The sequence below is a fragment of the Streptomyces iranensis genome, from assembly GCF_017874715.1.
In the GTDB taxonomy this organism is placed as follows: domain Bacteria; phylum Actinomycetota; class Actinomycetes; order Streptomycetales; family Streptomycetaceae; genus Streptomyces; species Streptomyces iranensis.
The window spans coordinates 220,384-245,961 of record NZ_JAGGLR010000005.1 but is presented as its reverse complement, the minus strand read 5'-3'; the positions used below and the strand labels follow the sequence as shown (position 1 = coordinate 245,961).

The 25,578-nt window shown below is 72.0% G+C and carries 14 protein-coding genes and 2 pseudogenes (1 of these 16 only partly in view); 3 read left to right on the top strand and 13 right to left on the bottom strand.

All coding sequences use genetic code 11. The annotated features are described in order from the left end of the window. The first annotated feature begins 62 nt into the window (after positions 1 to 62). Positions 63 to 1,526, top strand: coding sequence for an MFS transporter (locus tag J2Z30_RS11090; protein WP_078956551.1), 1,464 nt, complete (start codon positions 63 to 65; stop codon positions 1,524 to 1,526). Between the two features lie 52 nt (positions 1,527 to 1,578). Here the strand turns inward: J2Z30_RS11090 and J2Z30_RS11085 are convergent, their stop codons facing one another. Then, on the bottom strand, positions 1,579 to 2,268 hold the full coding sequence (locus tag J2Z30_RS11085) for a M24 family metallopeptidase (protein ID WP_044568885.1): 690 nt from the start codon (positions 2,266 to 2,268) through the stop codon (positions 1,579 to 1,581). A 129-nt stretch (positions 2,269 to 2,397) separates the two neighbouring features. Between J2Z30_RS11085 and J2Z30_RS49465 the strand changes: the two are divergent. Next, positions 2,398 to 2,795, top strand: a pseudogene (locus tag J2Z30_RS49465) (ANTAR domain-containing protein); the annotation flags it as partial. 48 nt (positions 2,796 to 2,843) lie between these two features. On the opposite strand, the gene J2Z30_RS11080 reads toward J2Z30_RS49465, so the two are convergent. From J2Z30_RS11080 to J2Z30_RS11045, 8 genes and pseudogenes are all read right to left on the bottom strand, one after another. Then, positions 2,844 to 3,611, bottom strand: coding sequence for an alpha/beta fold hydrolase (locus J2Z30_RS11080; RefSeq protein WP_044568887.1), 768 nt, complete (start codon positions 3,609 to 3,611; stop codon positions 2,844 to 2,846). After that, a complete protein-coding gene (locus J2Z30_RS11075; protein WP_044568889.1) occupies positions 3,611 to 3,988 on the bottom strand; it encodes a DUF1330 domain-containing protein in 378 nt (125 codons plus the stop codon). Before J2Z30_RS11075 ends, J2Z30_RS11080 begins: the two co-directional genes overlap by 1 nt. 81 nt (positions 3,989 to 4,069) lie before the next feature. Then, positions 4,070 to 5,365 (bottom strand): PP2C family protein-serine/threonine phosphatase, encoded by a 1,296-nt coding sequence (locus tag J2Z30_RS11070; protein WP_245387856.1) that lies wholly within the window; start codon positions 5,363 to 5,365, stop codon positions 4,070 to 4,072. Between the two features lie 91 nt (positions 5,366 to 5,456). Next, positions 5,457 to 5,831 (bottom strand): fluoride efflux transporter CrcB, encoded by a 375-nt coding sequence (gene crcB / locus J2Z30_RS11065; protein ID WP_044568891.1) that lies wholly within the window; start codon positions 5,829 to 5,831, stop codon positions 5,457 to 5,459. Next, positions 5,828 to 6,175, bottom strand: coding sequence for a DUF190 domain-containing protein (locus J2Z30_RS11060; protein WP_044568892.1), 348 nt, complete (start codon positions 6,173 to 6,175; stop codon positions 5,828 to 5,830). The genes crcB (J2Z30_RS11065) and J2Z30_RS11060 overlap by 4 nt, the downstream gene beginning before the upstream one ends. After that, the gene (gene crcB / locus J2Z30_RS11055) at positions 6,172 to 6,606 is read right to left on the bottom strand and encodes a fluoride efflux transporter CrcB (RefSeq protein WP_044581202.1); all 435 of its coding nucleotides are present in this window, start codon (positions 6,604 to 6,606) and stop codon (positions 6,172 to 6,174) included. The genes J2Z30_RS11060 and crcB (J2Z30_RS11055) overlap by 4 nt, the downstream gene beginning before the upstream one ends. A 312-nt stretch (positions 6,607 to 6,918) precedes the next feature. After that, a pseudogene (locus tag J2Z30_RS11050) lies at positions 6,919 to 7,044 on the bottom strand (hypothetical protein); the annotation flags it as partial. Positions 7,045 to 7,282: 238 nt separating this feature from the next. Further along, entirely contained in the window at positions 7,283 to 7,681 is a 399-nt protein-coding gene (locus J2Z30_RS11045) for a winged helix-turn-helix transcriptional regulator (protein WP_044568894.1), read from the bottom strand. Between the two features lie 116 nt (positions 7,682 to 7,797). On the opposite strand from J2Z30_RS11045, the gene J2Z30_RS11040 reads away from it, so the two are divergent. Continuing rightward, entirely contained in the window at positions 7,798 to 8,436 is a 639-nt protein-coding gene (locus tag J2Z30_RS11040; protein ID WP_044568895.1) for an NAD(P)-dependent oxidoreductase, read from the top strand. A gap of 196 nt (positions 8,437 to 8,632) precedes the next feature. On the opposite strand, the gene J2Z30_RS11035 is transcribed toward J2Z30_RS11040, so the two are convergent. The 4 genes in view from J2Z30_RS11035 to J2Z30_RS11020 are tightly spaced (at most 55 nt apart) and all read right to left on the bottom strand, a layout consistent with a single transcriptional unit that may run on beyond the window. Beyond that, positions 8,633 to 9,295, bottom strand: coding sequence for an O-methyltransferase (locus tag J2Z30_RS11035; RefSeq protein ID WP_044581203.1), 663 nt, complete (start codon positions 9,293 to 9,295; stop codon positions 8,633 to 8,635). A gap of 55 nt (positions 9,296 to 9,350) precedes the next feature. Continuing rightward, positions 9,351 to 14,675 (bottom strand): type I polyketide synthase, encoded by a 5,325-nt coding sequence (locus J2Z30_RS11030; protein ID WP_044568896.1) that lies wholly within the window; start codon positions 14,673 to 14,675, stop codon positions 9,351 to 9,353. Next, positions 14,675 to 20,014 (bottom strand): SDR family NAD(P)-dependent oxidoreductase, encoded by a 5,340-nt coding sequence (locus tag J2Z30_RS11025; protein WP_372453268.1) that lies wholly within the window; start codon positions 20,012 to 20,014, stop codon positions 14,675 to 14,677. Before J2Z30_RS11025 ends, J2Z30_RS11030 begins: the two co-directional genes overlap by 1 nt. 48 nt (positions 20,015 to 20,062) lie before the next feature. Beyond that, positions 20,063 to 25,578, bottom strand: the 3' portion of a protein-coding gene (locus J2Z30_RS11020) for a type I polyketide synthase (RefSeq protein WP_044568897.1). Its footprint extends 973 nt past the window's final position; 5,516 of the gene's 6,489 nt are visible here — the last part of the coding sequence; its start codon lies beyond the right edge, outside the window; its stop codon occupies positions 20,063 to 20,065.

Genomic DNA, 25,578 nt, shown 5'->3' with positions numbered 1-25,578 from the left:
CACCACGGTGGCCGTTCGCCCAGGATGGTCGGCAGCCGACCAGTGAGGACGGTCTCGTCAATATGCGTCGTTCTGCCGCGCCACGGCCCGAAGCCGTACCGGATCGGGCCCCTCTTCCCGGGACTCCGTCGCAAGGGGCCCGGCCCTGGCCGCTGCTGGCGGTGTTGCTGGCCGCGCAGTGCATCGCCAACGTGGACACCGCCATCGCCAACGTCGCGGTGCCGTCCATCCAAGCCGATCTCGGTGCCTCCGGTGGTGAGGCCGGTCTCGTGATCTCGGGCTATGTGGTCGCCTTCGCGGTGCTGCTCGTCACCGGGGCGCGGCTGGGAGCGTCGCACGGCCACCGCCGCGTCTTCATACTGGGGATGGCCGTGTTCACGGCGGCCTCGCTCGCCTGCGCCGCCGCCTCGGACCCCGTCGTGCTGATCGTCGCCAGGGTCGTCCAGGGCTCGGGAAGCGCGCTGATGGTTCCCCAAGTGCTCAGTGGCATCCAGTTGCACTTCGCCGGCCGGGACCGGATCCGGGCCATGGGCTACTACGCCATCGCCCTGTCCGGCGGCGCCGTCGTGGGGCAGAGTCTCGGTGGCGTGATGATCGCGGCCGACATCCACGGAATGGGCTGGCGCCCCATCTTCCTGATCAACGTCCCGCTGGGGCTGCTGCTCATCGGGGCGGCGCTGCGCTTGATGCCCGCCGACGACACCTCTGGCCGGACGCGACAGCTCGACCTGCGGGGCATGCTGGTCCTGTCGATGGCCGTCATGCTGCTCATCGTGCCGCTGATGCTCGGCATGGATCGCGGGTGGCCGGTCTGGACATGGCTGTGTCTCGGGGCGAGTGTGCCGGTGTTCGTGGTGTTCGGACGGGGCCAGCGGCGGCTGTCCGCCGCCGGAGGACGGCCGCTGATCGCCGAGCGGGTGGTCCGGGAACCGGCCGTGCGCTGGTCCCTCGTGGCACACGGGGTGACCACCATGACCTACTGCGCACTGCTGTTCGTGCTGGCGCTCTACCTCCAGGACGGCCTCGGACGCGGACCCGCGTACGCCGGGATGGCGATGGTCTCGTGGGTCGCCGCGTTCGGCACCGCCGGTCCCCTCCTGGCCCGCCTACCGCAGAGCAGCAGGTCGATCCCCGCGCTGGGCTGCCTCGTCCTCGCGGTCGCCTACACCTCGGTGTGCGTCTACCTCCTGACCGGCCACCGCACCGGACCGATGCTGTTCGCGCTGCTGGGCGTCGGCGGACTCGGGCTCGGCATCAGCTCCAACTCCCTCATCAGCCTCATGACGTTCACCCTGCCCAACCGCTACGCCGCCGACCTCTCCGGCGTCATCAGCACCAACGGCCAGCTGTGCGGGGCACTCGGCGTCGCGGTCCTGGGCAGCGGATACCTGGCCCTGGCCCAGAGCCATTCGCTCCCCCACGCGGCGCGAGCGCTCGAGGCGGTCCTGCTCGCCTCCGCGGCGCTCTCCTCGCTCGCCGCGGCGGCGGCGCACAGAGCCACGCGCGCCGCGAAGGCCGGTGCATAACGGCTGTGGGCCGGTGCGTAACGGGGACGATCGGCGCGCCGCCGGGGACCGATCACAAGGTGAGCAGTTCCTCGTGGAATCCGCCGAACCCCCGCTCCCGGTCGATGAGGTGGATCTCCAGGATCCAGTGGCAGCGGCGCCCGGTCTTGTCGATGCGCCGCAGCGGTGTGCCGTTGGCAGGCGTGATGTACGACTCCATGTCCGCGCCGTCGATGGTCTCGTGCGGGAACTCCCCGACCAGGTGCCCCGCGTGCCAGCCGCCCAGCTCCCAGCCGGCCTCGGCGGCCAGGCGGCCGACCTCGGCGTGCAGCCGCTCGCCGATGATCTCCGGGTCGCCCTCGAAGAAGGCCTTCCCCGCGGCGAACACCCTGGGCAGATCGTCCCGCAGCCGGTGCTTGACCGGGTCATCGCCGAGGACGAACGTCCTTCCGAAGTCGGCCTCGTACTCTTCGAAGATCGGCCCGAAGTCGGCGAACGCGATGTCATCCGTACCGATCACCCGGTCCGGCGGATTCTCCCGGTACGGCAGGAGGGTGTTCGGCCCCGAGCGCACGATCCGCTTGTGCCAGTGCCGGGTCGTACCGAACATCTCGTTCGCCAGGTCCCGGATCCGGTCGCTGACCGCCCGCTCCTCCACCCCGGGCGCCACCAGCCCGCGCTCCTCGATCTCCGCGAAGAGCCGCACGGCCTTGGCCTGGGCATCCACCAACCGTGCCGCGCGTGTGCCTTCATCGTCAGCCATGGGGCCGAACGTAGCCATCCGGATCACTTCCGGCAACGCGATACCTGCCCACCGGCCGCTGCTGTGCGGGGGTGCTCGCGCACGGGTTCCACGGTGCGCGAAGTGGTACCCGTGCGGGCGTAAGAGGCCATGCCGCGTCGTCCGAGACCGACGTCAGGCGGTGGTCGCGACGGCCGCGACATCACGCAGTGGCTGCTGGATACCGACTCACTCGAAGACTTCCTGCAGACACCGGCCGACGCGTCCCTGGAATCGTCCCGCGCCCAGGGCGCCGGCCTCACGCCGCAGCGGGACGGCCGGCCCCTGACCGTGGTCAGCTCCGGTACCGCGGCACCGGAGCTGGACGAGAAGCAGTACGGCCAGGACGACGGCCCCTGTCACTCGCCGCTCAGGCGACCGGTGCCATCGCTCTGGCCCAGCGCATCGCCGACACCCAGGAATTCGCCGGTCAGCTGCAAGACGCCATGACGCACCGCAGCGTCATCGACCAGGCTCTCGGCGTCATCATGGGCCAGCGCCGGTGCACCGAGCTGATCACCAACCTCACCGGCAGGCCCCCCACCGCGTCCATGCCGCTACCCGTGGTCCAAGGACGCCCAGAAGCGGGTGAGCACCTCGGCACCACGGCGCGGGTCATGCGTCATCCACCAGTGGCCCAGCCCGTCCAGGACCTCCACCCGGGCACCGGCCCGGCGCGCACCGCGGCGTCGCTGCTCGACGGTCCCGACCACGTGGTCCTCGGTGGCGAGCAACACGAGCCCCGGCCGCCGGGCCGCGTTCTCCAGGTCCCGGCCGAGTTCATCCATCACCGGCCGCGTGGCGGAGGTGTAGAGCGCGATCACGGCCCGGCCCATCGCCTCGTTCTGGCCCTGGGCGACCCGCTCGGCCACCGCCTCGCCCATCCCCCGCTCGACGAGCGTCGCGATCCGCTGATCGAGGGGCGCGCCGAAGCGTGCGGCCACATCGGCTTCGCCGACTCCCGGGGTCTGCCATCGCTGGGCGAGCTCATGCCAGACGTAGTCGGGATCGTAGACCCCGATCGTGTCGCTGACCCAGCTGCGTACGAGGTCCGGGCGGCTCATCACCGCGTTGAGGACGTGTCCGCCGCCCCAGTCGTGGCCCACCAGGTCGACGGGCTCGGCGAAACCTGTCAGCTCGCCGATCAGCCAGTCGCGATACTCCCGGACGGTCGCCCCGAACCCGGCCGGCAGCGGCGCGCCGAACCCGGGCGGGGACAGCCGGATCAGGTCGGCCGGAGCCGTACCGGCGGCCTCCAACTCGGCGAGCAGGAGATCCCAGACGGCCGCCGTCTCGGGATTGCCGTGCACGAAGACCGCGGGCATCAGGCCACACCGCCCTGGAGCGGCACGGTCGGCTGAAGGACCGACTCCACCAGCGCCTCGGAGCGGAGATGGGCCACCGCCCGATAGTCGGGGTCACGGGCCATGTCGGCGAACGCCTGGCGGCTGGGGTAGCGCACCAGGAGCACCGCGTCCCATGCCTGCCCGTCCTCGGCGACCAAGGCCCGGCCCCCGTCCCCCAGGTACTCCACCCGCAATCCGTACCGTGCGTGGATCTCCTGGCCCAGCGCCTCCGTGTAGCGCTGGTAACTCTCGCGGCCACCGTCCGGACGGAACCGCAGCAGGTTCAGCATCACCACGGGGCCGCCGGGGTCCTCGGCCAGCAGCACATCGAGGGCCCGTTCATCCATTTCGATCATCAAAACCTCCCTCAGGATGAAGAGCAGCGTATAAACTTGTTGGCCAACACGCAAGTTAATTGAGGGGAGAGGGCGGTCGGTTCAGGGGGCGCGCAGGGCCAGGACGGCGATGTCGTCGTGCTGGTCATCGCTCAACCGGGTGAGCAGTTCGTCGCGGAAGACGCCCAGCGGTTCGCGGGCGAGCATGGCCGCGTGCTGGCGCAGCCGTGTCAGGCCACGGCCGATGTCCTCGCCGGGGCGCTCGATGAGGCCGTCGGTGTAGAGGAGCAGGGTGGCACCGTGGGGCAGGGCGATGGTCGCCGTCGTTCGTTCGAGTGCGGGGTCGACCCCCAGGATGGGGGCATGGCCTTCTTCCAGGAGGAGGGTGCGGCCGTCGGGCTGGGCGAGCAGGGGCGGAAGGTGACCGGCGTTGGTCCAGTGCAGTCGCCACGCCCCCTCGGTGGGTGTCTCGATGCGGGCGATGACGGCTGTGACCAGTTCGATGCTGGTCAGACCCAGCATCACCGTGTCCAGGCGGCTCATGATTCCGGCCGGGTCGTCACCGCTGTCGTAGGCGAGCGCGCGCAGCATGTTGCGCAGCTGTCCCATGCGGACGGCGGCCGCCAGGTCATGGCCGACCACGTCCCCGATGGCGAGGATCGCCGAGCCGTCGGGGAGCGGGAAGGCGTCGTACCAGTCGCCGCCCACCTCGGCCCGCTCGCGGGCGGCCACGTAGCTGGCGGCGAGCCTGAGGTGGGCCAGGCCGGTCAGGTCCGGCAGAAGGGAGAGCTGGAGCTGCTCGGCGGTGTACTGCTGCAACGCGTACAGACGTGCGTTGTCCAGCGCGAGACCCGCACGGTGTCCCAGGTCGGCGGCGAGGGTCCGCTCCTGCTCGTCGAAGGGGACGGCCGGGGCACGGCGGAGGAAGGTGAGTGCGCCCAGTGCCTGCCGTCGCACGCGCATGGGCACGATCAGCGCGGTCTCGGCGCCGAGGGTGCGGTACAAGCCCCGCTGAGCGGCGAGGAAGGAGTCGTCCGGATCGGGCGCGCCGAAGTCGGTCACCACCACAGGTCCCGCGCCACGCAACACCTTCGCCAGGGCGGCGGCCGAGTCGTCCGGCCCTGGCACAAACCCGCCGGGCACCACGCGCAGCGCTCGCTCGGGGTCTCGGTCCGTGACCGTGAGACGGCGCACTCCGTCGCCCTCGACCAGGTCGACGGCGCAGGCGTCGGCCAGGTGCGGTACGACCAGCCGGGCCAGCCGGCGCAGCGACTCCTCCGCGTCCAGGCCCGAGGCCAACGCGCGGCTCGCCTCGGAGAGCAGACGCAGCCGGGCCGCGGCGATCTCCGGTGCGGACTCTCCGGATGGTCCTGTCGGCTGTCGGGGCTCCCGCTTCATCACGCTCCTCCCAGGTGTCCCTGTCGAGCAGCCTCCGCTCTCAGTTTGGGCGCCCGGTCGGCGGATGTCCCGCTACCGGCCGGGGGAAGTGTTACCTCCACAGGACCTGGGCGAGTGCTGTCCCGGTGAACGCCGCTCCCACTCCGGCCACCACGCTTCCCACCACGTTCGCCGCCGCGAAGAAGGCCGCGCCTTCCTCGGCCAGGCGCAGCGTCTCGTAGGAGAAGGTGGAATACGTCGTCAGAGCGCCGCACAGCCCGGTGCCGACCAGCAGCTGGACCTGCGCGGAGGCCGCTCCGGCAGCAACCGCGCCGGTGAGCAGGCCCAGGAGCAAACAGCCGATGACGTTGACGACGAAGGTGCCCCAGGGGAAGACGGCGTCGTACCGGGACTGGATCGTGCGGTCGGTGAGATAGCGAAGCGGGGCCCCGACCATCGCGCCCGCGAGCACCAACAGCCAGTTCACAGAGTTCCCTTTGCCCGTCCTGTGTAGCGGATGACTTCGACCGCGTCGAGGATCACCTGGCCCTCGCCCGCCAACTGGTCCAGTTGCGGCAGGAAGGCGCGGATCCTCTCCTCGCTGTCGACGATGACGATCGCCACCGGCAGGTCCTCACCGAGTGACAGCGGGTGGGAGGTGTGGATGAGTGAGGAGGCGCCAATCCCCTCGCAGCCGCGGAAGACCGAGGCGCCGGCCAGCCCGGCGCTGTGTGCCCGGTGCACAATCTCAGTGAACAGGGGCTTGTGATGCCAGGTGTCGTGCTCCCCGATGAAAATCGTCAGACGCAGCGCGCTGCCGGCCGGCCTCATCGCTGCCTCCGCTCGATCACCCGGCGTGTGCATGCCGCCGCGAGCCACACCGAGGCCAGGGCCGTCAGCAGCGTCCCCGCCAGATACTCCAGGCCCGTGTGTGCCTGGCCGTCGTCGACCAAGTGCTGGATGTCCACCGCGTAGGTGGAGAAGGTGGTGAACCCGCCCAGCACTCCGGTGCCGAAGAAGGGGCGCACCAGTCGGTGCACCGCCCACACGTCGGTGATGACCACCATGAACACGCCGATGACCGCGCAGCCGATGGCGTTGACCGCCAGCGTGGTCCATGGGAAGGCACCCGCGGAAGTTGGCCACAGGAGCGACGCTCCGTAGCGGGCTGAGGCGCCCAGGCCGCCGCCGAGCGCCACCGCCGCCACAATTGCCCTCTGCCCGCGCGGCGCATGCCGTCGTATGGGGGCAGAGAGATCCATATCGGGATCGGTGAGTTCGCTCACCACTCCGGTCCGGGCATGTCCCACGTAAGTCTCCTACTCGCTCAAGGGCGCCCTGGAGGTACCGGGCGCGCGTCATCGCAAGTAGGGACCGTTGGCGGCATCGTCGCCGCGGTTGGGTGCGGTGGGCCCCACTACCGCGCGGCAGCATGCGCAAGGACGGCTGCCGCAGACAACCAGAATACAGGCGCCGTCGGCGGCCGCGGCACCGAGGTCAGGGAGAGCAGGGCGGCGGGCGCCTGCTGCCCGACCGCTCGCTGGTCGTCGGCGCGGTCGGAATAGACCTGCCGATCAGCGCATTGGCAGCCCGTACGGGAGCGCGGTGGGCGCGGTGTCGGCGATGTCGGTCAGCCGGTTGTATTTCCCGATGCGTTCGCCGCGCGCCGGGGCGCCGGACTTGATCTGGCCGCAGCCGGTGCGCTTCGGTGAGCCCCATCACCGGGATACCGGATGTGCGTGGCGGGCTGGTCGGTGGCGCGCTCGCGGGAGGCGTCGATCTCGGCGTACGCCTTCTCGCGGCCTTCCCAGTGCGAGCCAAGGGGCGTCCCGGGACCCGCGTGTGGCTCATCCGGCGGTATCGGCGCCCTGGTCCGGGATCAGCCCCGCCAGCTCCCCGAGAAGTTGGCGCAGGTCGGCTTGGCTCGTTCTTGAACGATCAGTTACCTCTGGTGCCTTGGCCAGGGCTACGGCGCTCGTACGACTCCCTCGCGTCGAGCAGCTCGTCCCAGTGCGCGGCTGCCCACGCACACGCCACGTCCATCGGCTCCAGCATGCTGCGGCCCAGTGGCGTCAGCGCGTACTCCACTCGCGGTGCCGGGTCGGCGTGCACCGTGCGTGACACGAGCCCGTCGCGTTCCAGTCCGCGCAGCGACTGCGTCAGCACCTTCGGAGTGACCCGGCGCAGCGGCACGCGGAGTTGGGAGAAGCGGCGCGGGCCGTCCTGGAGGCAGCGGATGATCAGGGCCGCCCACTTGTCCCCGAAGCGGAAGGGCAGCAGTGCGGACGGGCACAGCTCGTCGAACATGTCGGGGGGCAGCGGCTGCCGGTGCGTCATGCTGGTCTCCTGCCTCGCGCTGGTGGTCAGCGGTATCCAGGTTCAGTGGTATCCAGGTGGTAACTGCCCTCACGGGTACTTTCCGGAGCATCGACTCACCGGGAGGTATTCCGAAGATGAGCAGGATCGTGATTTTCGGCGCGGGCGGCCGGGCCGGCCGACAGGCCGTCGCCGAGGCGCGTCGGCGTGGTCACGAGGTCACCGCGGTGGTACGCGAACCCTCGCGCTACAGCGGCCTGGCGGACGGTGGCGTACGGATCGCAGCTGGTGACGTCACCGACGCGGCGGACGTCGCCGCCCTCGCTGACGGCCATGACGCCGCGATCAACGTGGCCGCGGTGTACGGCGCGGGCACCGACCCGGACGCATTCTTCAGGAGCGCAGCGCACGCACTCGTCAAGGGCCTGAGCCAAGCCGGAGTGGACAGACTCATCGCTGTCGGACTCTCCGCACTGCTGCCGGCCCCGGATGGGACCCGGCTGCTGGACACACCCGGCTTCCCCGCGGAGTTTCGGCCCTTCTGCCTGGCCCACGCCGCCGGTCTGGAGATCCTCCATACCCAGGGCGGCGCACTGGACTGGCTGTATGTGAGCCCGGCCGGCGACTTCGACCACGAGGGCGAGCGCACCGGCCACTACCGCACGTGCGAACAGGGCGACATGGCAGCCCGAATTTCCTACGCCGACTTCGCCCTCGTCCTGCTCGACGAAACCGAGACTCCGCGGCACCGACGGAGCCACCTGGCCGTGACATAGCGACACACGGCGATCTACGAGCCCGGAAAACAGCTCGTGCGGGCCGAGGCGACGCTCGACCCGCACAAGTTGCGGAAGGAACGTGGCCTATGGCCCGCGTCGATCTCCTGCTGCTTCACCCAGTTCCGCGGACGAGGGGAACGGTGTGTTCCCACTCTGCCGGATGGCGCGGCCGAACGCATGAGCGACGGTCCGGTCACCTCTTGCGGGCCAGGGTGACACCGTCGGCCATGGGCAGCATCGCCAGGTCCACCCGCTCGTCGTGCAGGAGGACGGCGTTCAGTTCGCGCACGGCGACGGTGTCCGCGTCGCGCGCGGCCTCGTCCAGGACACGGCCGAAGAAGACCGTGTTGTCCAGCACGATCAGCCCGCCCGGACGCACCAGCCGCAGTGCCTTCTCGTAGTAGAGGGGGTAACCGGCCTTGTCGGCGTCGATGAAGACCAAGTCCGCGCCGTCGGGGCCGAGTTCGCTCAGCAGGGTGGTCAGGATCTCTGCCGCCGGGCCGATGCGGGCCTCGATCCGCTCGGCGACTGCGGCGCGCTTCCAGTACGGTTCGGCGATCATCGGCCATTTCCCGGAGATGTCCACCGTGATCAGACGCCCGTGTGCGGGCAGGGCGCGTGCCATGCAGAGCGTGCTGTAACCGGTGAAGGTCCCGATCTCGACGACCGTCCTCGCCCCCGTCAGCGCGACCAGCAGGGCGAGGAACTGGGCTTCCTCCGCCATGACCTGCATGGCCTGGCCCATGGGCAGTTGGGCGGTTTCGTGTCGCAGGCCGCTGAGGATCTCGTCGTCCCTCAGCGACACCGTCCTCACGTAGTCCAGCAGGGTGGACGAGAACTCCGTTTGCTGTGCCATGTTCATCCCATCCGTCAGGCGGCGGTCGGGGCTCCGGCCCGGCGCGCCTGACTTCTCATTGCCGGTCGGGCAGTGCGAACTTGCTGTCGATGAGGTCGAGTACCTCCTGCGCCGACGCGTCGGCGAGGTCCAGGCCGGACGCCTGGCGTTGCCCCAGGTCCGACAGAAGACGGCGCAGACGGCTGCTGACCTGCGCCGTGGTCTCGTCGTCCGGTGCCAGAGCGGGCGTCAGGGACTCCAGACGGTCCAGCGCCTCCAGGACCGGCTGAACGGGGGTCGGGGGTTCGGTCAGCGTGTCGAGGTGCGTGGCGACTTCGGCTGCGGTGGGCTGGTCGAAGATCAGTGTCGGCGAAAGCCGCAGCCCGGTCGCGGCGTTCAGCCGGTTGCGCAGTTCGATCGCCATCAGCGAGTCGAAGCCCAGGTCGCTGAAGGCCCGTTCGGCGCTCACCGACTCCGGCCCGGGATGCCCCAGCACCTCGGCCGCCAAAGAGCGCACCACGTCCAGCAGCGCGCGCCGGCGCTCCGCCTGCGGCAGCCCGGTCAACCGGTGCAGCACCCTCGGGGGTTCGGACGTACGGCGCGGTGCCCTCCGGACGACCAGTTCGCGCATCAGCGGCGGCACGGTCCCGGCGGCGGCCAGGTCGAAACGTGCCGGCACCAGCAGTGCGTCGTCCATGCTGAGCGCGGCGTCGAGCAGCGCGAGCCCCTCCTGCGGCGACAGGGCCGCGGCGCCCGTCCTGGCCAGTCTGGTCCGGTCGGTCTCGCTCATCGCCGCGGTCATCCCGAGGGCACCGCCCCACATGCCCCAGGCCAGTGACTGGCCCGGCAGGCCCTGCGCCCGGCGCCGCGCCGCCAGGCCGTCGAGCACCGCGTTCGCAGCGGCGTAGGCGCCCTGGCCGGGGTTGCCCATGATCCCGGCCGCCGAGGAGAACATCACGAAGAAGGACACGGGCTGGTCCTCGGTCAGCTCGTGCAAGGCCTGCGCGGCGGTCGACTTGGAGCGCATCACCTGCTCGATGCGCTGCGGGGTGAGCGACTCGATCACCGCGTCGTCGAGTACGCCCGCCGCGTGGATCACACCGCCGACACGGATGCCGGCCAGCGCCTGGGCCAGGGCGTCACGGTCCGAGACGTCCACGGCGGCCACGCGCGCCCCCAGTTCGGCGGCCAGGTCCGCGGCTCCCTCGGCGGCCATTCCCCGGCGGCTGAGCAGCAGGAGCTTCCGGACACCGCATGCGGTCGCCAGGTGGCGGGCCACGAGAGCGCCGAGTCCGCCCGTGCCGCCGGTGATCACCACCGTCGTGTCCGGGTCCGCCAGGGGTTCGGGTGGGGTGAGCGGTGCGGCGGCCGCGGCCCGGACCAGTCTCGGCGCCAGCATCCGGCCCGCGCGGACCGCGATCTGGGTCTCACCCGCGGCAGCGGCGCCCAGCAGCGCCGTGTCGTCGTGCGTGCCGTCGGTGTCCACGAGCAGGAAACGGCCTGGGTGTTCGGACTGTGCCGAGCGCACCAGGCCCCACACTCCCGCGCCCGCCAGATCGCTGACGTCCTCGCCCGGGGTCACCGCCACCGCCGCACCGGTCATGATCACCAGCCGCTCGTGCGCGGGCCGATCGCCGGCCAGCCACTCCTTCAGCAGCCCAAGCACCCGGCCGGCCTCGGCAGGCTCCGAGCCCCCGCCGCAACGGCGTACGACGAGAGAAACGCCGGAGGTATCGCCGGATGTCGTCGCCGGGCGCCAGTCGAGCGTGAACATCGCCTGGTCGGCAAGCGGTGCGGCGCCCAGTGCGCCGGGCACCACGGGCCGTACGGCCAGCGACTCGACGCAGACGACCGGGCTGCCCCTCTCATCGCTCGCCTCCAGGGTCAACGCGTCCTGGCCCGCACGGGCCAGCCGCACGCGCAGCACGGAGGAGCCGGTGGCGTGCACCGAGACCCCGCTCCACGCGAACGGCAGCCCGCCCCGGTCGTCGGCCGCCCGCAGGAACACCGACGCGTGAAGGGCCGCGTCCAGGAGGGCGGGATGCAAGCTGTGTGAAGCGCCGTCGTCGACACTCACCTCGGCGTACACGGCGTCGTCCGTCCGCCATGCCGAGCGCAGCCCCTGGAAGGCCGGGCCGTAGTCGTAGCCCTGCTCGTACAGACTCTCGTAGGTGCCGGCGAGGGGGATCTCGGTGGCGCCCGGGGGCGGCCAGTGGGCCGTGCCCTGGTTCGGTGTGGTTTCCCGGTCCGACAGGGCGCCTGACGCGTGGCAGGTCCAGTCGGGGCGTTCTGGTGTGCGGGCGTACACCTTCACCGGGCGGGCGCCCTGCGTATCGGCCGGGTCCAGGACGACCTGGAGGTCGACCTCGCTTTCCTCGGGCATGGGCAAGGGCGCCTGGACGGTCAGTTCCGCCAGCACCGGGCAGCCGGCCAGCGCTCCGGCCGTGACCGCGAGGTCCACGAAGCCGGCACCGGGGAACAGGACCACGCCGCCGAAGGCGTGATCGGCCAGCCACGGCTGGGCGTGCCGGTCCAGCCGGCCGGTCACCACCAGCCGACCGGAGTCCGGTGACTCGACCATGTGGTGAAGGATGCCGTGGTCGAGAGCGTCGGCGGTGCGGTGCGCGTGCCGGCCGCGCACGGCCGCGGCGGGCCAGTACCGCTTGGGCTGGAAGGCGTACGTGGGCAGTGGTACGCGGCGTCCGGCACCGGCGAGCCAGGCCGGCCAGTCCACCGTCGCTCCCTGCACGTACAGGCTGCTCAGCGCGGTGAGCAGCGCCGTCGGCTCGGCGAGGTGCTTGCGCAGTACGGGCACCCACGGCACGGCCGACCGCGCCATGGGTGCGAGGACGGCGTCGGGCCCGATCTCCACGCAGCGTGCGACGCCCTGGGTGGTGAGGCTGTCCACGCAGTCGCCGAATCTGACCGTTTCACGGATGTTCGCAGTCCAGTAGTCGGGTGAGCACAGCTCGGCCGGCGTCACGGGTGTGCCGGTGACGGCGGACACGAACGGGATGGCCGGCGGGGCGAAGGCCACTGTCCGCGCCACGGCCCGGAACTGGGTGAGCATTCCGGCGACCAGGGGCGAGTGGAAGGCGTGGCTCACCGCCAGGCGTTTCGTGCGGATGCCGTCGGCGGCCAGTCGGGCGGCGGCCGCGAGGACGGGCTCCTCGGGGCCGGAGAGGACCACAGCGTCCGGTCCGTTCACCGCGGCAAGGGCGACCTGCTCGTTCAGGAAGGGCAGCACCGCCGATTCCCCGGACCCTACCGACACCATCGCCCCGCCGGCGGGCAGCGCCTGCATCAGCCGGGCCCTGGCGGCCACCAGCATGGCGGCGTCGGGCAGGGACAGCACCCCGGCTGTGTGCGCGGCGGCGACTTCGCCGACGGAGTGGCCGAGGACGACGTCCGGCCGTACTCCCAGGGACCGCAGCAGCGCGGTCAGCGCCGTCTCCACGGCGAACAGTCCGGTCTGGGCGAACTCGGTCTGCTCCAGCAGGTGCGCGGTGTCTCCCCAGATCACCTCGCGCAGCGAGCGGGACAGATACCGGTCCAGTTCGGCGCTCACCTCGTCGAACGCCGCGGCGAACACCGGGAAGGCCTCGTACAGTTCCCGGCCCATGCCCAGGCGCTGCGAGCCCTGGCCGGTGAAAGCGAACGCCGTGGGCCCGTCGGACGCAGCCGCTGCGACGCTCGTACCCGGGGTGGTGTCGCCTGTGGCGAGCGCGGCGAGGCCGGACAGCAGTTCCGCGCGGTCCTTGCCGGTCACCACCGCGCGGTGGTTGAGCACGGAGCGGGTGGTGAGGGAGAGGGCCACGTCGACGGGACGCAGGCCGACGCCGTCGCCGTCCTGGAGGTGCGACAGGAGGCGGCCGGCCTGTGCGCGCAGGGCCTGTGGGGTGTGCCCGGACAGCGGCCAGGGGACGGCCGCAGGATGGGCGTTCGACGATGCGGCCGGTCCGGCCCCGGACCCGGGCTCCGGGGCCGGCTCCGGCTCCGGCTCCGGCTCCGGCTCCGGCTCCGGCTCTTCGACGATGACATGGGCATTGGTGCCACTCACACCGAACCCGGAGACCCCTGCCCGCCGGGGCCGCCCGCCCCGGGGCCAGTCCCTGGCCCCGGTCAGCAGTTCCACGGCTCCTGCCGACCAGTCGACCAGGTGGCTCGGCCGGTCGACGTGCAGGGTGGCGGGCAGGACTCCGTGCCGCATCGCCAGCACCATCTTGATCACCCCGGCCACACCCGCGGCGGCCTGTGCATGACCGAGGTTGGACTTGACCGAGCCCAGGAGCAACGGCCGGTCACGGCCCTGACCATAGGTCGCCAGCAACGCCTGTGCCTCGATGGGATCACCGAGCCGCGTGCCCGTGCCATGGGCCTCCACGGCGTCCACCTCGGACGGTTCCAGCCCGGCGCCGGCCAGGGCCTGCTGGATGACCCGCTGCTGGGAAGGGCCGTTGGGCGCGGAGAAGCCGCTGCTCGCACCGTCCTGGTTGACCGCGCTGCCGCGTACGACCGCGAGCACGGGGTGCCGGTTGCGGCGGGCGTCCGAGAGCCGTTCGACCAGGAGGAGGCCGACGCCTTCGGACCACCCCGTGCCGTCCGCCGCGTCGGCGAACGACTTGCACCGGCCGTCCGCCGCCAGGCCTCGCTGCCGGCTGAACTCGATGAACGGCCGGGGGTCGGCCATGACCGTCACGCCGCCGGCCAGGGCGAGCGTGCACTCCTCGCGCCGCAGGGCCTGGCCGGCCAGGTGCAAGGCCACCAGCGACGACGAGCAGGCCGTGTCGATGGTGACGGCGGGCCCTTCCAGGCCCAGTTCGTAGGCGACCCGGCCGGACGCCACACTGCCGGCGTTCGCGCTTCCCACGTGGCCCTCGAAATCCTCGGCCGACTGTTCGAGGAGGGCGCCGTAGTCGTGGTACATCACCCCCGTGAACACGCCGGTCCTGCTGCCGCGTACCGCGACGGGATCGATACCGGCGTGTTCGAAGGCCTCCCACGCGGTCTCCAGCAGCAACCGCTGCTGCGGATCCATCGCCAACGCCTCGCGCGGCGAGATCCCGAAGAACTCGGCGTCGAACAGGTCGGCGTCGTGCAGGAATCCTCCTTCCCGCGCGTACGACGTGCCGCGGTGGTCCGGGTCCGGGTGGTACAGGCGGGTGTGGTCCCACCCGCGATTGACAGGGAAGCCGGAGACGGCGTCCTCGCCGTCGGCGAGGAGTCCCCACAACTGCTCCGGGGTGCGCACACCGCCCGGATAGCGGCATGCCATCCCGACGATTGCGATCGGCTCCCGCTCGACGGACTCGGCCGCGCGCAGCCGCTCCCGACTCTCGTGCAGCTCGGCCGTCACCCATTTCAGGTGTTCGAGGAGGGTGTCCTCGTTCATCGCGCCCATTACCTGCCGAACTCCTTCTGAATGAAGGCGAGGACTTCGTCCGCCGACGCCGACTGCAACTTCGCCGTGACCGCGCTCTTGTCCAGCCCCCTCTCCGGCTCCCTGCCGGGCTCCTCCGTCGTGTGCGCCCCTTGCGCGAGGCCGTCCCATGTCGTCATCAGTTCACGCAGGCGGCCGGTGATCCGCGCGTATCCGTCCTCACCCGGTGAGCATGCGGACAGCAGCCCCTCCAGCCGGTCCACTTCGCTCAGGACGGTGAGCGCCGCGGCCGGCTCGCCCGGATTGTCGCCGCTGCGGCCGCGCCGTAGTTCCGCCGCGACATGGCGGCCCAGGGCTGTGGGGGTCGGGTAATCGAAGACCAGGGTGGCGGGCAGCCGCAGGCCCGTGGCGGTGTTCAGCCGGTTCCGCAGCTCGACCGCCGTCAGCGAGTCGAAACCCATGTCCACCAGGCCCTGTTCGGTGTCCACTCGCTCGGGGCCCAAGAATCCGAGGACCGCGGCCACATGCGTGCGGACCGCTGTGATCACCCTCCGGTCCTGTTCGTCCGCGGGGAGAGCGGCGAGCTGCTCCACCAACCCGACCGTCGTCACCTCGCGCAGGGTCCGTCGCGAGGCCAACCCGCTCAGCACAGCAGGCACGTGACCCCGCAGCGCCGAGGTGTCCAGCCGCATGGCCACGACCACCGCCTCGTCCGCCGTCACCGCCGCGTCGAAGGACGACAGGGCGTCCTCCGTGGTCAGTGCGGCGATGCCCAACCGTGTCAGCCGCGCACGGTCCGCCGCCTTCATACCCCGCGTCATCCCGCTGAGTTCCTCCCACGGGCCCCATGCCACAGAGGTCGCCGGCAGCCCCGAGGCGCGCCGGTGCTGTGCCAGGGCGTCCACGTAGGCGTTCGCCGCCGCGTAGTTGGCCTGGCCCGCCGAGCCCAGGGTTCCCGCCGCCGACGAGAACAGCACGAAGGCGTCCAGGTCCCCGGTCAGCTCGTGCAGATGCCGCGCCCCGTCCGCCTTGGCCCGCAGCACCGTGTCCACCTGCCCCGGCGACAACGACGACACCACGCCGTCGTCGACGACACCGGCGGCGTGTATCACGCCGGTCAGCGGACGGTCGGCCGGGATTGATGCGAGAACCTCTGCCAGTGCCGCACGATCGCCCACGTCACATGCGAGGACCGAGACCTCGGCGCCGAGGTCGGAGAGGTCGGACAGGTCGGGGGCGCCCGCCGGCCCGCCACGGCTCACCAGCAGCAGATGACGTACATCGTGTGCCGTGACCAGGTGGCGAGCCACCGCCTTGCCCAGCACACCGGTCCCACCGGTGATGAGTACCGTGCCGCCGGGGCGGAAGGGTGAAGGATCCGGTTCGGACCGTCTCACCCGCTCCAGCCTCGGCACCGACGCCCTGCCGAGACGGACGGCCATCTGGGGCTCGGCGCAGGACAGGATCGCGGGCAGCGCGCGCAGTGACGCGTCCTGGCCGTCCAGGTCCACCAGGACGATACGGCCCGGGTGCTCCAGCTGTGCCGAGCGAAGCATGCCCCACACCGCCGCGCCGGCCGGGTCCGTGGCGTCCGGTCCCACTGCCTCCCGGGTCACCACCACCAGGCGCGACGCCGCCGGCCGGTCGTCGGTCAGCCATGCCTGTGTCAGCCGCAACACCCGGTCGAGCAAGGCGCGGAGGTCCGAGCCGCCGGCCGCGCAGGACACCACCAGGTCGGACACCGAGCTGTCGGCCGAGGCGAGCTCCGCGACCTGTGGGACGCCGAGCGCGTCCGCAAGACCCAGCTCGTCCGGGCCGAGCACCACGCGTGTTCCCGAGAACGCCCCGCCGGTCGCCGGTGCGTTCTCCCAACACACCCGGAACAGCGTCTCCTTGGCGCGGGCCGCCTGCAGCCGTCCCGCCGACACGGGCCGCAGGGCCAGGGTGCCGATCGAGAGCACTGCCGCCCCGGACTCGTCCGCCGCGGACACGGTGAACTCCTGCGGGCCGACGGGCGAGAGGCGAACCCGCAGGGACGTCGCCCGTACGGCGTGCAGACGCACTCCCCGCCACGAGAAGGGCAGCCGTATGCCGTCGTCGGCGAGGGTCAGCGCGGCCGCGTGCAGTGCGGCGTCCAGCAGCGCGGGATGCACCCCGTACCGGCCGACGTCCGCGGTCACGTCGTTGGGCAGGGCCACCTCGGCGAGGACGTCGTCGCCGTGCCGCCACACCGCCCGCACGCCCTGGAACGTCCTGCCGTAGGCCAGACCGGCCGTGCGCAGGCGTTCGTAGAGTTCGGACACATCGGCCGGTTCGGCGTCCTTCGGCGGCCACTCGGCCAGGGCGGGTTCTGGTTCCGGCCGGCCTTCGGCGAAGGCGCCGCTCGCGTGCCGTGTCCATTCGCTCGCTCCGACGGGGCGTGAGTGAATGCCGAACGTGCCGCCGTCAACGGTCACTTGCAGTTCCACACGCCCCTTCTGCGGCAGCACGAGCGGCACTTCGAGCGTGAGGTCCTCCACTCCGTCCCCGCCCGTGCGGTCGGCCGCGTGCAGCGCGAACTCCACCATGGCGGCTCCCGGCAGTACGACGCTGCCGAGCACCTGGTGGTCGGCGAGCCACGGATGGGTGGCGGTCGAGAGCCGTCCGGTGAACACCGCGTCGCCGCCCCCGGCGAGTTCGACCGACGTCTCCAGCAGCGGATGCTCGGCGAGGGAGCGGCCGAGGCCGGCGGGCAGCCAGTACCGTTCGTGCTGGAAGGCGTAGGTGGGCAGGTCGACGCGCCGGGCGCCGGTCCCTGCGAAGAGGCCCGGCCAGTCCACGTCGACGCCGCGGACGTGCAGTCGCGCCAGTGCCGTCAGCGCGGTCTCCGGTTCCGGACGGTCCTTCCTCAGAAGTGGGATCGTCGCGGCATCGTCGGCCGTCGCCGCCAGCACGGCGTCGGGCCCGAGTTCGAGGAACGTCGTCACGCCCTGCGACTCCAAGGTGCGCAGCCCGTCGGCGAAGCGCACCGTCTCACGCACGTGCCGTACCCAGTGGTCGGCCGTGAACTCCGTTACCGGTTCACCGTTCACGTTGGACACGACCGGGATCTGCGGGGGGCTGTACGACAACGTCCGGGCCACCCGGCGGAATTCGTCGAGCATGGGTTCCATAAGGGGCGAGTGGAACGCGTGGCTCACTGATAGCCGCCGCGTCCGCCGGAACCGCGAGGCGATGGCGAGTACGGCTTCCTCGTCGCCCGAAATCACCACCGACGAACGGCCGTTCACCGCTGCGATCGACACGCGCTCGGTCAGCAGCGGCGTCACGTCGGACTCCGGGGCAACGATCGCAATCATCGCCCCCTCGGCCGGCAGTGCCTGCATCAGCCGCCCGCGTGCCGCGACCAGCGCGACAGCGTCGTCCAGCGACATCGCGCCGGACACATGGGCCGCCACCAGTTCGCCGATCGAGTGTCCTGCCAGGGCGTGGGGGCGCAGACCCCACGACCGCGCCAGCCGGAACAGCGCGACCTCCACCGCGAACAGCGACGCCTGGGTGCAGACGGTCCGATCCAGCAGAGCGGCGTCCGACATCGCCTCCCGCAGCGGCCGCTCCAGATACCCGTCGAACCGGGCGCACACCTCGGCGAACGCGGACTCGAACACCGGGAACCTCGCCGCCAGCTCCCGGCCCATACCGACCCGCTGGGAGCCCTGGCCGGAGAAGAGGAACGCCAGCTTCCCGCTCCTGGCCACGCCCCGCACCACACCGGCCGCCGTGTCGTCACCGGACCTCAGAGCCTCCAGCCCACGCAGGAAACCGTCCCGGTCCCCGGCGACCACGGCGGCGCGATGCTCGAACGCCGAGCGGGTCGCGACCAGCGACGCCCCGACATCGCTCAGGCCGAGGTGCGGCCGGGCCGCGACCGACTCGCGCAGCCGCGAGGCCTGCGCGCGCAGCGCCGCTTCGCTCTTCGCGGAGAGCACCCAGGGCAGCACCGGTGCCGGGGTGCCGACCGGAGCGCATTCCGCTGCCTCGACAGCCTCCGCGGCCTCCGCGGCCTCCGCGGCCTCCAGAATGACGTGCCCGTTCGTCCCGCTGATCCCGAACGACGACACGCCCGCCCGCCGCGGTCGGCCCGTGTCCGGCCACGGCTGCGCCTCGCTGAGCACCCGGACCTTTCCGGCCGACCAGTCCACATTCCTCGACGGCTCGTCCACGTGCAGCGTCCTGGGCGCCACGCCCTCGCGCAGCGCCATGACCATCTTGATCACACCGGCCATCCCCGCCGCGGCCTGGGTGTGGCCGATGTTGGACTTGATCGAGCCGAGCAGGAGCGGCCGGTCCCGGTTCTGTCCGTAGGTGGCGAGCAGCGCCTGTGCCTCGATCGGGTCCCCGAGTGCCGTACCCGTGCCGTGTGCCTCCACCACGTCGATCTGCGCGGCCGACAGTCCGGCGTTGGCGAGGGCCTGTCCGATCACCCGCCGCTGCGCAGGGCCGTTCGGCGCCGTCAGTCCGCTGCTCGCGCCGTCCTGGTTGACCGCGCTGCCCCGCACCACGGCCAGCACCGGATGTCCCTCGCGGCGCGCCACGGACAACCGCTCGACCAGCAGCACGCCCACACCCTCGGCGAACCCAGCCCCGTCCCCAGCGGCCGAGAATGCCTTGCACCGGCCGTCGGGGGCAAGACCGCCCAGTCGGTCGAACTCGGTGAACACGACCGATGAGGCCATCACGGTCACCCCGCCGACCACGGCGAGCGAGCACTCGTCACGGCGCAGCGCGTGGCTCGCCAGGTGCAGTGCGGTCAGCGAGGACGAGCAGGCCGTGTCGACGGTCACCGCCTGCCCCTCGAAGCCGAAGGCGTAGGCCACCCGGCCGGACAGCACGGCCGAGGACGCCCCGGTGAGCAGGTATCCGTCGACGCTTGCCGGGGCCTGGCCGTTCGTCGGGCAGTAGTCCTGGCTGCCGCTGCCGACGAAGACGCCGACCGGGGCGCCGCGCAGCGACTCGGGGTCGATTCCGGCCCGTTCGAGGACCTCCCACGTGGTCTCCAGCAGGAGCCGTTGCTGCGGATCCATGGCCAGCGCCTCTCGGGGGCTGATGCCGAAGAACTCCGCGTCGAACCGGTCGGCGCCCCGCAGGAATCCACCGACGGACGGACGCACACCTGGGTCAACCGCTTCGTTCAGATCCCAGCCCCGGTCCGTCGGGAACGGCGTGATCGCGTCCTCGCCCCGCTCGACCAGCCGCCAGAGGTCCTCGGGCGAGACCACGCCGCCGGGGTAGCGGCAGGCCATCCCGACGATCACGATCGGTTCCCGGTCCCGGTCCTCCAGTTCGCGCACCCGCCGGTGTGCCTGTCGGGCGTCGGCGATCGACCGCTTGAGGTACTCGCGCAGCTTCTCATCGTTCGACATGCGGCGTCACCCTCCGGCCTGGTCGTCGACCATGTGGAACAGTTCGTCATCGGTCGCCGAGTCGAGGTCGCTCCCGTCGGCGGGCGGGGCACCGCTCTCGGCCGACACGAGGGCTCTCAGCCGCGCCATCACCTGGGCGCGAGCCGCGGCGTCGGAAGCGAGCCCGGCCAGGGTGCTCTCCAGTCCGTGCAGCGCGGCGAGCACGTCCTGCCCGTCGGCCCTTCCGTCCGGGACGAGTTGTGCGTGCAAGAACTCGCCGAGTGCGAACGCGCTCGGGTGGTCGAACACGAGGGTCGCGGGCAGCCGCAGGCCGGTCGCCGCCTTGAGCCGGTTGCGCAGTTCGACCCCGGTCAGCGAGTCGAAACCCAGCTCCTGGAAACCGCGCCGGGCCGCGATCTCGTCCGGCCCTGCGAAGCCGAGCACCGCCGCCGCGTGGCCGCGCACCAGGTCCACCAGCGTCTGGTGCCGTTCGCCGGGCGGCAGTCGGAACAGGCGTCGGGTCAGCGAGTGCGGATCCCCCGCGCTCCGTACGGCTCGCCGGGCGGGCGCGCCCAGGACGCCCTGGAGCATCGGGAGCCGGCTGCCGCGCAGTGCGGTTGTGTCGAGTCTGACCGGTGCCGTCACCGGTTCTCCGGTTCCCAGCGTGGCATCGAACAGGGCGAGGCCTTCCTCGGTGGACAGTCCCAGCACTCCGCGCTGGGCCTTGCGCCGCAGTTCGGCGGCGCCCAGGTGGCTCGTCAGGCCGCTGCGCTCGCTCCACAGACCCCAGGCGAGCGAGACCGCCGGCAGTCCGTGCGCGGTCCGGTGGTGGGCGAGCGCGTCCAGGAAGGTGTTGGCGGCCGCGTAGTTCCCCTGTCCCGGCGCGCCGAGCAGTCCGGCGGCGGAGGAAAACAGGGCGAAGAACGCCAGGTCCGCGCCCCGGGTCAGCTCGTGCAGATGGCGCGCGGCGTCGATCTTCGGGCGGGTCACCGTGTCGAGCCGTTGCGGTGTCAGCGACTCGACCACACCGTCGTCGAGGGCTCCCGCAATGTGCACGACCGCGGTGAGCGGGTGGCCGGCCGGCACGGTCGCCAGGACGTCCGCGAGGGCGGCGCGGTCGGTGACGTCGCACGCGGTCACGGACACGTCCGCGCCCAGCTCCGTCAGTTCGGTCGCCAGGTCGTCCGCTCCGGGAGCCTGCATGCCCTGCCGGCTGACCAGCATCAGTCGCCGTGCGCCGTGTTCGGTGACGAGGTGGCGGGCCATCGCGCGGCCGAGCGTCCCGGTGCCGCCCGTGACGAGTACGGTGCCCTGGGGGTCGAGCGCGGCGGGGACCGTGAACACGATCTTGCCGATGTGCCGCGCCTGGCTCATGTGCCGGTACGCCTCGGGTGCCTTGCGGATGTCATAGGTGGTCAGCGGCAGATGCCGTAGAGCTTTCTTCTCGAACAGCTTTACGATCTCGTCGAGCATCTGCCCGATCCGTTCCGGGCCCGCGTCCAGCAGGTCGAAGGCGCGGTACGTCACGCCCGGGTGCGCGGCGGCCACGTCGGCGGGGGGCCGGACGTCGGTCTTGCCCATGTCCAGGAACCGGCCGCCTCGCGGCAGCAGCCGCAGTGACGCGTCCATGAGGTCCCGGACCAGCGAGTTGAGTACGACGTCCACGCCCGCGCCCGCGGTGACTTCGCGGAACCGCGCCTCGAAGTCGGTCGTACGGGAGGAGGCGATGTGCTGCTCGGGCAGCCCGGAGGAGCGCAGCACGTCCCACTTCGTGGGGCCGGCGGTGCCGAACACCTCGGCGCCGAGGTGCCTGGCCAGTTGGACCGCCGCCATGCCCACACCGCCGGCTGCCGCGTGCACCAGGACGGACTGCCCCGCCCGCAGACCCGCCAGGTCGACCAGACCGTAGTACGCCGTCAGGAAGGCGGCGGGCACGGACGCCGCCTGTACGAACGACCAGTCGTCCGGCATCACCGCGAGCGTGCGCCGATCGACCACCACGACCGGTCCGGCGCCGCCGGCCAGCAGTCCGAACACCCGGTCGCCGGGTTGGAGGTCGGTGATGCCGGGAGCGGTCTCCAGCACGATCCCGGCGCCCTCGGTGCCCATGGCCGCCTCGCCGGGATACATGCCCAGGGTGATCAGCACGTCGCGGAAGTTGAGCCCGGCGGCGCGCAGGGCAATTCGGACGTGCCCGGCGGGCAGCGGCTCGCGTGCCTGCGGGTGGTCGACCAGGGCGAGGCCGCCGATGGTGCCGGTCCGCGCTGTCTCCAGGCGCCAGGTGGGTGAGTCCGACGGCGGTGTCAGGCGGTCGGCCGAGTCGGCGCGGACCAGTCGCGGGGCGAGCGGGACGCCACCGCGGACGGCCACTTGCGGCTCACCGGTGCCCACCGCGTCGGCCAGCGCCCGGCCGCGGTCCGTCGCCGTGCCGTCCAGGTTCTCTGAATCTTCTACGTCTTCTACGTCGATCAGGACGAACCGGTCCGGGTGCTCGGATTGCGCGGTTCGCAGCAGGCCCCACGTCGGCGCGGCGGCGAGGTCCGGCACGTCCTCTCCGGCGTGCGTGGCGACGGCGCCGCGTGTCACCACCACGAGCCGCGACCCGCCCGACGCCTCGTCGCCGAGCCACCGCTGGGCGAGTTCGAGCGTCTCGCGCAGGGTCGTCCTCGTGTCGCCGTCGCGACCGTCGACCGGCACGACCACGACATCGGGTACGGCCTCCCCCAGCACGTCCAGTCCGGGGCACACGTCCACCTGGGCTCCCGCCGCTTCGAGTCCCGCGCGCAGGCCGAGCGCGTCGGGCCCCAGGACCGCGCACCGGCCGGCGTACGGCGGCCCGGCCGCGACGGGTGTCCACTGCACCCGGTACAGCGAGTCGCCCGCCCCGCCCAGTTGTCCGGTGGTGACCGTCCGCGTCACGAGCGACCGCGCCGACGCCACCGGCTGTCCGGAGTCGTCGGTCACCTCGACGGCCACCGAACCGCGGGCGTCGGGCGAGATCCGAGCGCGCACGCGGCCGGCCCCGACGGCGTGCAGGCTCACTCCGGCGAAGGAGAACGGCAGCCGGACCTGTCCCGGTCCGGTCCCGGCGGCGCCCGGGGCGAGCAGGTCGGGCAGCAGGGCCTGGAGTACGGAGTCCAGCAGGACGGGGTGCAGCCCGAAGCCGCGGGTCTCGGCGTTCTCCGGCAGCTCCGCCTCGGCAAGGATCTCGTCACCGAGCCGCCACACGGCTCGCAGCCCCCGGAACGCGGGGCCGTAGCCCAGTCCGGCGTCGCCCAGCCGGTCGTAGAAGCCGTCCAGGTCCACCGGTGTGGCCCCGGTGGGCGGCCATTCCGTGACCGACGGCGCAGGCTCCGCCGGCTCACTCGACGTCAGGGCTCCGACCGCGTGCCGGGTCCAGCCGGTGCCCGGTGGTGCGTCCTCGGGGCGGCTGTGCACGCTCAGTGGCCGGTCGCCCGACTCGTCCGCGGCCTCCACCGACACCCTGATGTGGACACCCGCGGTCTCCGCGAGCATCAGCGGTTTCTCCAGGGTGAGTTCGCGGAGGTGACCGCAGCCGGCCTCGTCCCCGGCACGGATGGCCATGTCGATGAGCGCGGTGCCGGGTACCAGTATCGAGCCGAACACGGTGTGGTCCGCCAGCCAGGGGTGGGAGCGCGGCGAGAGCCGTCCGGTGAGTACCACGCCGTCGGACTCCGGCAGTGCCAGCGCGGCGCCCAGCAGCGGATGTCCGGTGGTGTCGAGCCCGTGGCCGGCCGCGTCGGCGGGTTCGGCGGTGTTCGCCGGCCAGTAGCGCTGTCGCTGGAAGGCGTAGGTGGGCAGGTCGGCATGGGGCCTGGGAGTGTCGCCGAACGCCCTGGTCCAGTCGATGCGGACGCCGGCGACATGGGCGTCGGCCAGTGAGGTGAGCAGACGCCGCAGCCCGCCCTCGTCACGGCGCAGCGAGCCCACGGCGGCGATCTCCACGCCCATGGCGTCGGCGGTGTCCTGTATGCCGACGGTCAGCACGGGGTGCGCGCTCGACTCGACGAAGGCGGTGAACCCGTCGTCGATCAGTGCCCGGACCGCGGGCTCGAAGCGGACGACGTGCCGCAGGTTGCGGTACCAGTACTCCCCGTCCAGCACGGTCGTGTCCAGCCGGGCCCCGTCCACCGTGGAGTAGAACGGGATGTCACTCTCGCGCGGCGCTATGCCGGTGAGGCCGGCCTCGATCTCGGCCCGGATGTCGTCGACGTGCGCGGAGTGCGCGGCGAAGTCCACTCCGGCCAGTCGCCAGCGCAGTACGCCCCGGCGGGACAGCTCGCGTTCGAACTCGTCGAGGGCGTCGGCGTCGCCGGAGACCGCCACCGCGGCGGGGCCGTTCACCGCCGCGACCCACAGCCGACCGTCCCACGGTCGCAACAGGGCCGTCACGTCGGCGGCCGGTGCTCCCACCGAGAGCATCCCGCCCCGGCCGCACAGTCGCCGCAGCGCCCTGCTGCGCGTCACGACCACCCGTACCGCGTCGTTCAGTGACAGAGCTCCCGCCACACAGGCGGCCGCGATCTCCCCCTGGGAGTGCCCGACGACGGCCTTTGGCACGACGCCGTAGGAGCGCCATACGTCCGCCAGCGACACCATGATCGAGAACAGCACGGGCTGGACCACGTCCACCCGGTCCGGTACGGGCGCGCCTTCGGCGCCGCGCACCACGTCGAGGACCGACCAGTCGACGAACTCGCCGACCGCTTCGGCGCACTGCGCCATCCGGGCGGCGAACACCGGTTCCGTCTCCAGCAGTTCACGAGCCATTCCGGTCCACTGCGTGCCCTGGCCGGGGAAGACGAGGGCGACCCGGCCGGTCGCCGGCGCGGCGCCGCGCACCACGTGGGCCGCGGGCCTGTCCGTGCCCAGCGCGTCGAGCCCGCGCAGCAGTTCCTCGCGGTCGTTCCCGACCACCACGGCACGGTGTTCGAGTACGGCACGGGTCGTGGCCAGGTTGTACGCGACGTCCGCGACCGGCACATCCGGCGCGGCACGCAGGGACTGCGCCAGCCGGACCGCCTGGCCCCGCAGCGCGTCCTGCGTCCTGCCGGACAACATCCACGGCACCAGGTCGGGGGCGGTGGCGGGCGGTGCCTCTTCCGCTCCGGGCCCGGCCTCTTCGAGAATCACATGGGCGTTCGTACCGCTGACTCCGAAGGACGAGACCGCGGCCCGCCTCGGGCGTCCGTCGTCCTGCGCCCACGGCACGTGCTCGGTGAGCAGCGCGAGCTTCCCTGACCAGTCCACGTGCGGCGACGGGTCGTCCGCGTGCAGCGTCCTGGGCAGGGTCTGGTGTCCGAGGGCCATCACCATCTTGATCACGCCCGCCGCGCCCGCGGCGGCCTGGGTGTGCCCGATGTTCGACTTGACCGACCCCACCCACAGCGGCCGCTCCCGCCCCTGGCAGTAGGTGGCGAGGAGTGCCCGTGCCTCGATGGGGTCGCCGAGCTGGGTCCCCGTACCGTGCGCCTCCACGGCGTCCACGTCGGACGCGGCCAGCCGGGCGTCGGTCAGCGCCT